This is a genomic window from Enterococcus sp. AZ126 (assembly GCF_051714545.1).
Lineage (GTDB): Bacteria > Bacillota > Bacilli > Lactobacillales > Enterococcaceae > Enterococcus_L.
In genome coordinates, this window is sequence record NZ_JBIOSB010000001.1 from 2677498 (window position 1) to 2690684 (window position 13187).

General features: G+C 34.0%; 10 protein-coding genes. 8 read left to right on the forward strand and 2 right to left on the reverse strand.

The features are described 5' to 3' along the window. Positions 1-206: 206 nt before the first annotated feature. Positions 207-1184: an LPXTG cell wall anchor domain-containing protein gene (locus IGI43_RS12645; RefSeq protein ID WP_438758147.1), complete on the reverse strand. Its 978-nt coding sequence runs from the start codon at positions 1182-1184 to the stop codon at positions 207-209. Between the two features lie 527 nt (positions 1185-1711). On the opposite strand from IGI43_RS12645, the gene IGI43_RS12650 reads away from it, so the two are divergent. The 6 genes from IGI43_RS12650 (at position 1712) to IGI43_RS12675 (ending at position 9373) form a co-directional block, all read left to right on the forward strand. Then, entirely contained in the window at positions 1712-2854 is a 1143-nt protein-coding gene (locus tag IGI43_RS12650; protein WP_438758148.1) for an LPXTG cell wall anchor domain-containing protein, read from the forward strand. A 638-nt stretch (positions 2855-3492) separates the two neighbouring features. Beyond that, positions 3493-4320 (forward strand): PRD domain-containing protein, encoded by an 828-nt coding sequence (locus IGI43_RS12655; RefSeq protein WP_438758149.1) that lies wholly within the window; start codon positions 3493-3495, stop codon positions 4318-4320. Positions 4321-4467: 147 nt separating this feature from the next. After that, positions 4468-6357, forward strand: a complete 1890-nt coding sequence (locus IGI43_RS12660; protein WP_438758150.1) for a beta-glucoside-specific PTS transporter subunit IIABC — start codon at positions 4468-4470, stop codon at positions 6355-6357. 36 nt (positions 6358-6393) lie between these two features. Next, positions 6394-7857, forward strand: a complete 1464-nt coding sequence (locus tag IGI43_RS12665) for a glycoside hydrolase family 1 protein (RefSeq protein WP_438758151.1) — start codon at positions 6394-6396, stop codon at positions 7855-7857. 125 nt (positions 7858-7982) lie between these two features. After that, entirely contained in the window at positions 7983-8447 is a 465-nt protein-coding gene (locus IGI43_RS12670) for an RNA polymerase sigma factor (RefSeq protein ID WP_438758152.1), read from the forward strand. Between the two features lie 2 nt (positions 8448-8449). Continuing rightward, the gene (locus tag IGI43_RS12675) at positions 8450-9373 is read left to right on the forward strand and encodes an anti sigma factor C-terminal domain-containing protein (RefSeq protein WP_438758153.1); all 924 of its coding nucleotides are present in this window, start codon (positions 8450-8452) and stop codon (positions 9371-9373) included. A gap of 154 nt (positions 9374-9527) precedes the next feature. On the opposite strand, the gene IGI43_RS12680 is transcribed toward IGI43_RS12675, so the two are convergent. Continuing rightward, complete coding sequence (locus IGI43_RS12680; protein WP_438758154.1) at positions 9528-10904, reverse strand: MDR family MFS transporter; 1377 nt, start codon at positions 10902-10904, stop codon at positions 9528-9530. A 355-nt stretch (positions 10905-11259) separates the two neighbouring features. Between IGI43_RS12680 and IGI43_RS12685 the strand changes: the two genes are divergently transcribed. Further along, positions 11260-12255, forward strand: a complete 996-nt coding sequence (locus IGI43_RS12685) for an SPASM domain-containing protein (RefSeq protein ID WP_438758855.1) — start codon at positions 11260-11262, stop codon at positions 12253-12255. A 78-nt stretch (positions 12256-12333) separates the two neighbouring features. Next, a complete protein-coding gene (locus IGI43_RS12690) occupies positions 12334-13185 on the forward strand; it encodes a formylglycine-generating enzyme family protein (protein ID WP_438758155.1) in 852 nt (283 codons plus the stop codon). Positions 13186-13187: the final 2 nt, after the last annotated feature.

Sequence of the window (13187 nt, forward strand, 5' to 3'; positions counted from 1 at the left end):
AAATAAACGTTGGAAACAGAAGCCATTCCTTCAAAAATAAGCTGAAATTGGTGTGTTTCACAGTACTTACTTGGTCATGAAAATTTGAGGAAATATCAACTAGATACCAGTTCTCAACAGTTCGTAAGCTTACTGTACTACGTGGCAATTTTCATAAACTTCTTCCAGAGTTAAGCGCGTCTGTCCCATCCGCTTATAGGTTACTTTTATTTGTTCACTTTTCGTTTCTTAACTAGAAACATACTGAAGACGCCAAAGATTGTCAATAAGCCGCTGGTTTTTAAAGTATAATTATTTTTTTCGCCAGTTGACGGCAACTCTTTGCTTCCTGATAATTTAGGCTTAGTAGAATCTGTCGTACTTTCTGATGGCTGAGTGCTAGAACTATTAGTTGTTTCTGTAGTAGAGTTTGTAGTATCTGCCAACGGGATTTTGAATTGTGTGCTTTCACTAAATTCTACTCCATCGGGTGAAGAAACTATTGCTGCCATCAAGCGGCCACGCTCGAAGTTGTCTGCTGAAATAGAAAAGTTCCCGTATTCATCTGCTACAGTAAAAATCTGTTTGAACTCTTCACTAGTAGCTAAACCAACCTTGTAGAAATTAATTTTGTGATTCGGCAATGTTTTTCCGTTCAGTATATGAGTTTTTGCATCATAAGAAAGCTCTGGCGCTAGGATAGTATTGATGTTGTTTTGCACTGAGTAAGAACAAGTGATTAAATAGGTTGTTTTTTCATCAAGATCAGCTAATATCTTAGTTACATGAATCCCTACTGTGTCAGTAATGAACTCTTCACCATTTTCAAAGCGATAATTTGTAAGTTTTTTGTTTAATGATTTCTCTATGCCGACTTGAAAATCAAAAGCACTGATTCTATCTCCTTTTTCATGAAAGGCAGTAATCTCTGAAGAAAGGTCTATTTCAACAATGGAACTGGTAATAGGATCTTCTCTTTTGTCGGTCTTGCTTGGATTAAATGGTGTTGAGGTGTCAGGTAGTATATTCTCGTTTGTGGAACTATCTGAGCTTTTTTCTGATTGATTGTCAGATAGTGATGTTTCTGTGGTTTGAGTAGAGCTGTTCTCCAACTCAGTAGGAACTGTTTCTGCAAATGCTTTTGAATTAATACAAAGAGATAATGTTAAAATACTAACCAATCCAACAAACTTAATTTTTTTCATTTTTACGTCCTCCTAAATGTGATTGAAATACTTGTAACAATATTGTAACTTAAATGACTTTAAAATGCAATGAATTTTGAACTTATAAATATAAGTCTTAAAATGAATGAGAAAGTGTCATAATGTTTGTTGAGGGAATTTGTTTTAGATGATATAAAATTGAGTACGATTATTAATTAATTTCATATTAGGTGTCTGATCTTTATAGAAATTTTTTAGATTTGGTCTACAAAAGAAGTATCTCTTAAGGACTAAGTAATTGAATGATCATCAGTGTATTTATACGATAGAATCAGTGATGTAAATTATTTGAAGTTCCTTTTTTACTCAATTTAGCTTATATGGATATAGAAATATCTAAAAAATTTAAGGAAAGATATATTTTTTGAGAGATACATCAAATACAAATTACTGCAGTTTCTTAAGATTTTTTTAAGAAAAACAGCATAAAAATACCTTTATTTCATTTGTGTTACAATGATTACGAAAAAGACAAAAATGTTACTTTGGAGAGGAGCTTAAAAATGATGAGAACGTTTAAATTGTTAGGGGTAGGCTTTTTATTGGTAAGTGCGGTTGCTTTTACAACTTCTGCTGTGTATGCAGATTCTGAGGAAGTCAGTGAAGGGACTGTTCAAAAAGCTGAAAGTAGTACTGAAGAGGATATAAAAGTAGAGGAAACTACAGAAAGTACGGATGTTCCAAAAACTAAAATTGCTGAGGAAAAATTAAAACTATGGGATGTTTTCTATGACAGCAAAAATATGGAAATTGTCGGGAAGACAACTCCTTATGCACTGATTGTAGCGGAATCATTAGATAATCCTGAGCTAGCTAACGGATTATTCAAAGCTGATGCGAATGGTTCATTTATTGTTGTTAATCCGCCATCAGGAATTAACAGAATAACTGCTAGTTTGGACGATAAAAAAAGTGACCCAGTTGATATTGAGGTAACGAAGCCAAAAGCAGAACCTTCTCTCGCTATTTCAGAAACTATTTTTAATCAAAAAACAAATACATTTACGGGGAAAACAGCACCAAATGCAACTGTAAGTATGTATGTTCCCAGCACGATGGGACAAGGATCTGTTAAAGCTGATGCGAACGGCATATTCATCATAGTAGATCAATTCAGTCCTGGCTTGGTGATGATATTAACAGCAACTGACTCACAAGGAAAAACTGGAGAGCCTTATAGTTTTAGAGCACCAGAAGTGCAAGCGTTAGATTCCTTAAAAATTCTACAAGTTGACTATGATCATGAGACTAAAACACTTTCTGGAAAAACAGCACCAAATGTCAGAGTATCTATTGATTATTTAGAAGGAACTGGACGTTCAAGTATTAATTCAGATGAAAATGGTTATTTTTCTTTAGTTGTTGAACTTAGTCCTGATAAACAGATTGTTTTAAGAGCAAATGATACAAATGGAAATTGGGGTGAAAAGTATCCTTTTACTGTTCCTAAAGTTTCAGCTTCAGAAACTAAAGAATCTAAAAATAATGCTACTAGTCAAACAGAAAAAGCTAAATCAAAAGAGAAAACTAAAGGTAGTTTACCAAGCACAGGAACAATTCAAAATACTATTTTATTTGTTTTAGGTATCCTGTTACTTATCGGTGTAATTATCGGTTTCAAGAAGAAAGTGACTGTGTTAAAAAAGTAAGAGCCAATTAATAGAAGTAACCTAAATTTTTAGTTAATGGATGGATAAAATTCATTAAAGTAGATACAAAAAGAGAAAGTACTCAAGTATTCCTAACAGGTGATTTATCCATTCTTAATAGAAGCGCCTGTTAGAGTGCTAGTAAACAAAGAATAAATACTATATACTGATCAATCAACTTAAGTGGTGATTGGTCTATTTTTATGTTTAAAGGAGTAAATAAATGTTTAATATGGGGACAAATATTTACTAGGATTATTCTAATTTAACATAGAAAGCTTAGGCCATAAGTCCAAATAACAGTCAATTTGACTAGTATCTAGATTTTTTTAAAAAGGTAAATTACGATTTTTGTCGTATTATCCGACAAAAATGAATAAAACTTTATTAGGTTCAAATGTTAAGTAACGTTTTGTAGAGAAAAAAATAAATTTATTTTATTTACGAGAGGATTTTTTTGAACATCTATTATTTCGATTTGACATCGCTTTCATCTTGTGTTAAATTGAAAACAGATATAAGAGGAGTGTAACTGACTCGATCAGGCACCACCAAATCTACTGTAGGATCAATCTACTTTAGTTTGGTGTTTTTTTGTTTTTCTGACCTAAGAGTAAGAGGTGATCAGAATTTATACAATGATAAAATCACTAAATAATAATCTTGTCCTGGCGGTGAACGATGGCGCAGAAGAATTTGTATTATTTGGCAAAGGAATTGGTTTTAAAAAGAAAAAGGGGGATGTCATCGATCATACATTAGTGACAAAAATTTTTGAGTCAAAGAACCAAACGCAAAATTTCAGTGCGATTTTAGATAATATCTCATCTGAGGTGCTATCTGCTACGGAAAAAATTATTGAAAATGGTGAAAACGAACTAGGTAAAAAAGTAAATGCTAGTATGATCGTTTCATTATCCGATCATATACAAGCTGCGATTGAACGACTTAGAAACGAGCAAGTAACGGAAAGTGCTTTACAGTGGGAGATTCCATTTTTATATGTTAAGGAATACGAGATTGGGAAGAACGCGTTATTACTAATTGAAGAAGAATTAGGTGTATCATTACCGGAGAGTGAAGCATCGTTTATTGCATTGCATTTTGTCAATGCACAAGATGGATTAGAATCAATGGACGAAACGATGCTAATTACAACAATCACTAAAAGTATCGTGAAGATAATTCAGTCGCTATTTAATATCGTGTTAAATAAGTCTAGCATTCATTATTCCAGATTTGTAACACACATTCGTTATTTTATGAATCGCCAACTACGTAACCAAGCGTTCATAGCTGAAAATGATAATGGTCTTTATCGAATTATTCAGGAACAGTATCCTAAAAGTTTCGCATGCGGTTTGATCATTCGCGACATGTTAAAAAATGAGTATCAAATGGTTATTCGCGACGATGAACTCTTATATCTTGTTATTCATATCCAAAGAATCACCAAAGAAAATTGAATCTTTTTTGAAAAGGCGTGTCATTGCATTTATAAGCAAGCATTAACCTGAACAAAAGTTTGAATGATTATACGTTATACGTAAATTCATATAAATTTTTGTTTGGGTTTTTTTGTTAAAAAAAGACAAAAAGAAAAGAGGGAGAAAATGAATAAAAAAGAATTAGCCAAACAGATTGTGGCTGACTTGGGTGGTATAGAGAATATCAATCAAAGTTGGCATTGTATCACTCGATTGCGTTTTAATGTTAAAGATAAAAACCAAGTGGAACTAGAGAAGTTAAAAGAATTAGATGGAGCAATTGGTGCGCAATTTCAAAGTGGACAATACCAAGTGATCATTGGTAGTGAAGTAGAAGCAGTATTCGCTGAAGTTTCTTTACTTTTAGGTGAAACGGACGTTTCTGATAATGAGCAAAGTGAAACAGCTAAAAAATCTATTTTAGATAGTATTTTTGATACTGTATCTGGTATTTTCAATCCTATTTTACCTGCTATTGTTGGCAGCGGGTTATTAAAAGGAATTATGGCGCTATTAGTCAGTTTTGATTTGTTATCTGAAACCAGTTCAAATTATGAAGTTTTAGGGTCTATTTCGGATGCTGCTTTTTATTTCTTGCCTTTTCTAATTGCTTTTTCAGCAGCTAAAAAATTCAAAACAGATGCTTCATTGGCAGTAACTTTAGCCGGAGTATTGATGTATCCAACGATTATCCAATATGCGATTGGTGGCGAGGTAAGTAGTTTAAAATTTTTAGGGCTAAGTATTCCAATGAACAATTATTCTTCTTCAGTCCTACCGATTATTTTAGGTGTTTGGCTGTTAAGTTATATCAATAAATACATTAAACAGGTAATTCCAAAATCACTAAGTATTGTATTTGTACCATTATTAACGCTGATCATAACAGCTCCTGTAGTATTACTTTTTATTGCTCCTTTGGGAAATTATATGGGTATATATCTCCAACAATTTTTCACGTCATTATTCAATATAGCTGGTCCTATAGCAGGATTACTGATGGGAGGCTTGATGCCGCTGATTGTGATCACAGGAATGCACTATGCCTTCTTTCCTAGTACGTTTGCTAGCTTTGAAAAACTTGGCTACGATTTAGTCCTATTACCAATGAACTTAGTCGCAAACTTTGCTCAGGCTGGAGCCGTTTTGGGCGTATTATTAAAAACGAAAGATGAAAAAATGAAACAACTATCCGTTTCTACTCTATTGCCAGCATTTTTTGGTATTACGGAACCCGCGATTTATGGTGTAACGCTCAAATTAAAACGTCCATTTTATGCAAGTTTGATTGGTGGCGCAACGGGTGGAACTATTTTTGGTCTGCTATCAGTAAAAGTTTTTTCTTTTTCTCAGCCAGGTATTACAGCGTTGCCCTCTTATATTGAAAAAGGCACGAATAATTTTATCTATGCCTTAATAGGTATTACAGCGAGCTTTGTAGTTGCTTTAGTATGTACGCTACTCTTCTTGAAAAATAGTGAATGTAATGAAGAGGAAGTCAAAGAAGTAGAAACAAGCAATCAAAAGAGTACTTCGAAATTGAGTATTAAAAATGCACCCATTCATATTGTTTCACCATTAACAGGAGAAGTTCATTCTTTAGTTGAATGTTCAGATAACACGTTTGCTTCAGAGTTAATGGGCAGAGGAATAGGGGTAATTCCCTCCATAGGAGAGGTTCGTACACCATTCAATGGAACTGTAACGACAACGACCAAAACCAATCATGCGATTGGATTAACGTCAGTTGAAGGAGTCGAATTATTAATCCATGTTGGCATAGACACAGTAACACTAAATGGAGAAGGGTTTGAATGCTTTGTTAGAGAGGGAGACTCTATCTCTAAAGGAGACTTATTAATACAATTTGAGATTGAACGAATCAAAAAGGCAGAATTGAGTCTATTTTCACCGATTATTGTCACTAATACCGCTGATTTTTTAGATGTTCTAACAACAACTAAAGAAGGAATAGTGAATGCAAATCAAGATGAGTTGTTCATTGCGGTTAATTAATAGTATAAAAACGAGTATAGTAGGAGGAATTTTACAATGAAAGAATTACAAGCAGGTTTTCCAAAAGATTTTCTATGGGGCGGGGCAACAGCTGCAAATCAAATTGAAGGAGCTTATTTAGAAGATGGTAAAGGATTATCTACATCAGATTTTGCAGCTTACAAAGATCCTTATATAACAGGTAAAGTCGATAATTTTACATTTAATGTAAGTTCAAAAGAATTAGAAGCGTATAAATCCCATCCAGAAAAATATCTGTTTCCTAAAAGATGGGGCATTGATTTTTATCATCGCTATAAAGAAGACATTGCATTATTTGCTGAAATGGGGTTTAAAACATTTAGAATTTCGATTTCTTGGGCGAGAATTTTCCCCACGGGATTAGAGGAAAAACCAAATGAAGCAGGGCTGGATTTTTATGATAAAGTATTTGATGAATGTATAAAATATGGAATTGAACCGTTAGTAACGATGTCTCATTATGAAATGCCGATCACATTGACTGAAAAATATAATGGCTGGGTAAGTCGAGAATTAATTCCACTATTTGAAAAATATGCCCGTACTATCTTAAAACGCTACAAAAATAAAGTGAACTATTGGATTACATTTAACGAGATGAATATGGATATGAATAGTTTATATACAGGTGCAGGAACACTTGAAGACCTGGTTGAAGATACATTGACAGCGACGTATCAATCTTCACATCATCAGTTTTTAGCCAGTGCTAGAGCTGTAAAAGCCTGCCATGAAATTATTCCAGAAGCTAAAATCGGCTGTATGATCAATCAAATCGAATCATATGCAATGACGACAAAACCAGAAGATCAGTTACAAGCGTTAAAATCTAATCAATTAAATATGTTTTATCCAGATGTTCAAGCACGTGGTGAATACCCTAGCTATATGGCTCGCTATTTTGAGGATAATGCTATTCATGTAGTGATGGAAAAAGGGGACGAGGCGTTATTAAAAGAAGGAATTGTAGATTACGTTGCAATCAGTTATTATATGTCACATGTGACTGAAGCTAGAGAAGATGCTTCAAAATTAGCAGGCTCATTTGATAGTCCAATAAAAAATTCGTATCTTGAATTAACACAGTGGGATTGGCCAATCGATCCTATTGGGTTACGTATTTCTTTAATAAAATTAAATGATCGCTATGAAAAACCATTGTTTGTTTGTGAAAATGGTTTGGGTGCAAAAGATGAATTGACTAACAACCAAAAAATTCATGATGACTATCGCATCGATTATTTGAAAAAACATGTGCTTCAAATGAGAGAAGCAATTAGAGATGGCGTTGATTTAATGGGGTACACCACTTGGGGATGTATTGATTTGATTAGTTGTGGAACTTCTCAAATGAGTAAACGGTATGGATTTATCTATGTAGATCAAGATGATAAAGGACAGGGAAGTTTGGCACGCTACAAAAAAGATTCGTTCTACTGGTATAAAGAATGCATTGCATCCAATGGAGAAACTCTATAAAGTATAAAATAAAAGCTAAAGTGATTCGTCTTTCACTTTAGCTTTTATTTGTTTTAACATTAAGAAATCTTTTTGTCCACTTTTCGGATAGTTCATACGTTGTATATATGAAAGGAGAAAATAGAATGAAAAAGGATGTGACATTTGAAGAATCATTGCTTTTGTTGGGGCAAGAAGTAATAGGTTCATTAATAAAAAAAGGGAGTACGATGGAAGATGCTGAGGATGCTGTATCTCAAACATATAATAGTTTATTTTCTTCACTGATGTATATTACACAAGAAAATTTGCGTCCATGGTTTTTTAGAGTATCGTTCAATAATTATATTGATTTATTTAGAAAGAAAAAACGAGAAAAAGCCTATGTTTCCGATTACCTTGGGATTCAGCCAGAGCTGATCAGTGAATCTCAAAATTTTTGGATGATCATTGATCCACTAAAAAAAGAAGAACAAGAACTGCTTATTCTTAAGTATTATTATGAGTTATCATATGAATCTATTGCTGTCATGCTAGATCTAAATATAGAAACTGTAAAGAAAAAATTGTACAGAACTAGAAAAAAATTGAAGGATATTTGGGAGGATTAGGGATGGATTTGAATAAAAGTATTAAAAAAGCTAAAAGAAAGCAGTTATTGATTATAGGTTGTATCTCAATTTTTAGTTTTTTTGTTCTATCAGGAATAATGGTTATTGTATTAGATAGAGCGGCTGCAAATAATTACTTTGAATTAAATAAATCGTTGTTTGACTATCAAGCGATTGCTTCGCCTAATACACAAATAGATTCGCAAGTAATTTCTAATAGTTCTATATTAGGAGGCGAAGTAGTAACGAATCAATCAAAAAATATAAATGGCTATATCGTGCCTTGGAGTAATTTAAAAAGTCGGTATAGTATTTTCAGAGGTTCAGTCGATTATAATGAATTAATGCCATCTTGGTATCAGTCCTCTAAAAACTCATATGAATACAATCGTCAAACTAAACAAAAAATCGCTACATTTTACAACCCAAATATTGAAAATTATTATGATGATGTGGAAAATGAACTGGATGAATTCAATCATATGGAACATTCTGTCGCAGAAGTTGCACTCTCTTTTGATAAGCCTTATTCTTACAGTGAAGTAAAGCAAATGATTCCAGAAAATCTTAATGTAGTATGGTTGTATTTGTTTTCTGAAGAAAGAGATGAACACTTAGGACCGTCTGGAACACCAATTTATGGGTTTCAATTAAATGTGAATGAGGAGGGTGACATTGACCCGCAAGCAGATAAAGAGAACTTTTTCAGTTCCTTTAAAGCATATTCTGTACCTATGAATAATAAAAAGATAGACACCTTTATTCGAGATAACGAAGACAAGAAAGTTGAGGAGTTAAAGATTTTAGGCGTAATGGTTACCGGACAAGGGGAAAATTTAGTGCGTTTGAAAGACAAATCATTCGTTAGAGGCAGTTCCATAGGAGTAACAGCACCGATCGTACCATACATTACCCCGGAAAAATAAAAAGTCAGCTCAGTGTAAAAAATACACAAAAAGAGATCAATCATCTTAATCGATAGTTGATCTCTTTTTCTTATTAAGTAATTATAGAAACCTTCTCGTTTAAAACAAATGAGCAAATCCATTAGGATACGTATTTAATATAGAATAAATGAATCTAATCGCATTTTTTTGGTACTTTCAATGTTAGAAGTAATGCAATGACACAAAATATTGTCGCGACTAAAAAAGAGCCGCGGTATCCATCTAAACGTTTTAATTCTCCAGAGGTATTAGCAGAGTAGCTCGTAACATAGGTCATAACACTGATCATAATTGCAGTACCAAAAGAGCTAGCTACTTGTTTGGTCGTTTTATTGATGACGGAACCATCACTCAACTCAGAATCAGGAAGAGCATTCATACCGAATGTCGTTACAGGCATCATTACCATAGAGATGCCTAATAAGCGAAATGTATAGAGAATGATGATGAAAACCATTGGTGTAGTTGCTTGAATGAATACAAATGGAAAAGTGAAAATTGTTAGTAACAACATTCCTCCAATGCATAAGTTTCTTGCGCCATATTTATCGAATAACTTTCCGGAAATAGGACTCATTATACCAAAGATCAACGCACCCGGAAGTAAGGATAGTCCTGAAACTAATGGAGAATAGTGACGAACGTTTTGTATATACATTGGAATAACTAATTCAAAGCTAATCATAGCCATATTCGATAGCGCGACGAGATAACATGAAAGTTGATAATTTTTTTGTTTTAAAGGTTGCAAACTTAAAAACGGAGAGGTGATCTTTTTTTGGCGATAGAGAAATAATCCTAAAAAGATAGAACCGACTAATAAACAGAGTAAAACGAGCCAGATATTTACGTGACTTGTAGAGACTATGGATAGACCGTAAAGTAATAACCCTAGGCCAAAACTTGATTCAATAATTGACAAAATATCAAGCTTTGTTTTTTTGATGGGCAATACAGGTTCCATAAAAAATAAAGCCATAATGATTACTAGAATAATGATAGGAATAAGCATTAGAAAAAGCGCATGCCATGTATATTTCATAAGAATAAATCCAGATAAAGAAGGACCGATCGCTGGTGCTAATCCAATTACAATACCGGCTAGACCCATTATAGATCCGCGTTCATTTTTTGGAAAAAGAGAAAGCAAAACAGTTTGAAAAAGAGGCATGGAAATCCCTACACCCACAGCTTGGATGAGTCGACCGGCAAGCAAAATTAAAAACGTTTGCGCAAAAAAGCTAAGAGTCGTTCCTGTCAAAAAGATAATTAATGAAGCTAAATACAGCTTTTTTGTATTCACTTGATGAAGTAGCCATCCTGATAAGGGAATAACAACCCCAGTTACAAGAAGAAATCCCGTCGTTAGCCATTGTACGTAATCAGCTGATATAGAGAAATCTTTCATTAATGAAGGGTAAGCAGTTGTTAAAAGAGTCTGGTTTAAAAACATGCAAAATGTTCCTAATAATAACGTGGAAATAAGTAAATACTTTTGTTTGTTAGCCATATAATTTCACCTCTACTGTTTTTCTGATACTAGTATACAAACAAATGATTCCAGTATTTCATAAAATAATGACGCTTACTACGACAAAATTAAGAAATAAAAAGATGTATTTTAGAGGCTCCTAAGAGATAACAATTTCTGTTCATCGATTTTCTCGTATCATGCTTAGATGATATGAAGAAAACTTAATGTGTTTGTTGAATTTTGTACGTTTTGTTCTTAAATAGGACAAATGAACTAAATAGTTCGATTGAAAGGGTGTAGAAATAAATACTTTTATCCCAGCTTTTTTTTAACTTTTTTAATATCTGTCGCTTTGTTTATTTAGTTTCAATTCAAGAAGATTAGTGGTGTAATAGTTTTTTTAAATTCAAAACTAAAGAGTATTAATCGATATATTTTGGATAAAGACGATGAAGTAACTTTTGCTTTTCAGGGTGGAGAACCTACGATGGCTGGACTTACCTATTTTCGAGACTTTATAGACACAGTGAAAGCCCAAGCGAAAAAAGTGAAGGTTCATTACTCGATTCAAACGAATGGCACAATCGTTAATGAGAAATGGTGTGCTTTTTTTAAACAGAATGAATTTTTAGTTGGATTGTCGATTGACGGACAAGCACATCAACATGATTTAAATCGTGTGGATCCAAAAGGAAAAGGAACCTTTCAACGTGTCTTACAAACGAAGGAGTTATTCGATGAGTATGAGATTGAGTACAATATTCTCTGTGTGTTGACCAATTCCTTGGCGAAAGATGCAAAGAACGTTTTTAGATTTATTCAAGAACAAAAAATCGCATATATTCAATTTATTCCTTGTTTAGCTGATTTAGATGCTGAAGAAAACAGCATCTATGCTTTGACACCTGAAGGTTTTGCCAGTTTTTATCATCAATTGTTCTGTTGTTGGTTGGATGAATTGGAAAATGGAAATTATATTAGCATCAAATTATTTGATGACCTCATCAATTTGTTGGTAAAAAGACAAGTAACGGCTTGCGGTATTTTAGGCAATTGTCGGGTGCAGTATGTCATTGAAGCGGATGGAAGTGTGTATCCATGCGATTTTTATGTCTTAGATGAGTATCGTATGGGGTATATTCAGAAACAAACGTTAAAAGAATTATTTGAACAAGAGGTGTCTAAAGAATTTCTATGTAACCGTCTATCATTACCAGATAAATGTTACGACTGCACCTTCAAGCCAATCTGTGGTGGTGGCTGTAAACGAATGAAAGACGTGATGTATGTTGACGAAGGGTATTGTGGCTACGCAGAGCTGTTAAAGGAATTTATACCGAAAATAGACAGGATTTTAACCTTAGTCCAGAAAAGTCAGATCGGATAAAAAATAGCTGTGTTACTCTTATTGAAGTAGCCAATACGATTTTTTTCAATTAGTTATTTTAGAAAGAGGGAATGATTTATGATTCAAATTCCACAAGGGACATATCGTATTGGGACAGATAGCTTGGATGGTTTTGAGGCGGATCGTGAGGGACCCAAACTTACTATTGACCATCCAACCTTTTTGATTGATGAGACGACCGTTACCAATCAAGAATTCAAAACTTTTGTGAACGCTACGAGCTATCTTACAGAAGCTGAACGCTTCGGTTGGTCTTTCGTTTTTCATTATTTTCTAAGTGAAGAAACAAAAAAATGTAGCCAATTAATCCCTAATATGAGCTGGTGGTATGCTGTAAAAGGAGCAGATTGGGCTCACCCAGAAGGGCCAGATTCCGATATTGTAGGACGCTTAGATCATCCAGTAGTACAGGTTTCGAGAAATGATGCTATTGCGTATTGTCTTTGGGCAAATAAACGTCTGCCGACTGAATGTGAGTGGGAAATTGCAGCAAAGGGAGGAACTTCCTATGAGAAGTATCCTTGGGGGGAAGAATTTTTAGCTGATGGAAAACATCACTGCAATATTTGGCAAGGAGTATTTCCAAATGATAATACCACGGCAGATGGCTTTGCGAGTACAGCACCTGCGAAATGGTACGAACCGAATGCTTTTGGGCTGTATCAACCAATCGGGAATGTGTGGGAATGGTGTAGTAATCCAGCGCGGATTGAGTTGATGACGTTTCAAAAAGAAAGTAGCCAATACTTTTGGGAACACTTTCAAACCATTGATGATGAGGTCTATGCAACTCGAGGTGGTTCGTTTCTATGCCATCAATCTTATTGTAAAAGATATCGTATCGCCGCTAGAAATGGAAACACAGGAATGTCCGCAGCAAATAACATAGGGTTTCGTTGTGTCAAATAATA

What these genes read in the sequence shown, in the direction of transcription:
- IGI43_RS12645 (WP_438758147.1), bottom strand. Translation starts at nt 1,184, where the DNA reads ATGAAAAAAATTAAGTTTGTTGGATTGGTTAGTATTTTAACATTATCT.
- IGI43_RS12650 (WP_438758148.1), top strand. Translation starts at nt 1,712, where the DNA reads ATGAGAACGTTTAAATTGTTAGGGGTAGGCTTTTTATTGGTAAGTGCG.
- IGI43_RS12655 (WP_438758149.1), top strand. Translation starts at nt 3,493, where the DNA reads ATGATAAAATCACTAAATAATAATCTTGTCCTGGCGGTGAACGATGGC.
- IGI43_RS12660 (WP_438758150.1), top strand. Translation starts at nt 4,468, where the DNA reads ATGAATAAAAAAGAATTAGCCAAACAGATTGTGGCTGACTTGGGTGGT.
- IGI43_RS12665 (WP_438758151.1), top strand. Translation starts at nt 6,394, where the DNA reads ATGAAAGAATTACAAGCAGGTTTTCCAAAAGATTTTCTATGGGGCGGG.
- IGI43_RS12670 (WP_438758152.1), top strand. Translation starts at nt 7,983, where the DNA reads ATGAAAAAGGATGTGACATTTGAAGAATCATTGCTTTTGTTGGGGCAA.
- IGI43_RS12675 (WP_438758153.1), top strand. Translation starts at nt 8,450, where the DNA reads ATGGATTTGAATAAAAGTATTAAAAAAGCTAAAAGAAAGCAGTTATTG.
- IGI43_RS12680 (WP_438758154.1), bottom strand. Translation starts at nt 10,904, where the DNA reads ATGGCTAACAAACAAAAGTATTTACTTATTTCCACGTTATTATTAGGA.
- IGI43_RS12690 (WP_438758155.1), top strand. Translation starts at nt 12,334, where the DNA reads ATGATTCAAATTCCACAAGGGACATATCGTATTGGGACAGATAGCTTG.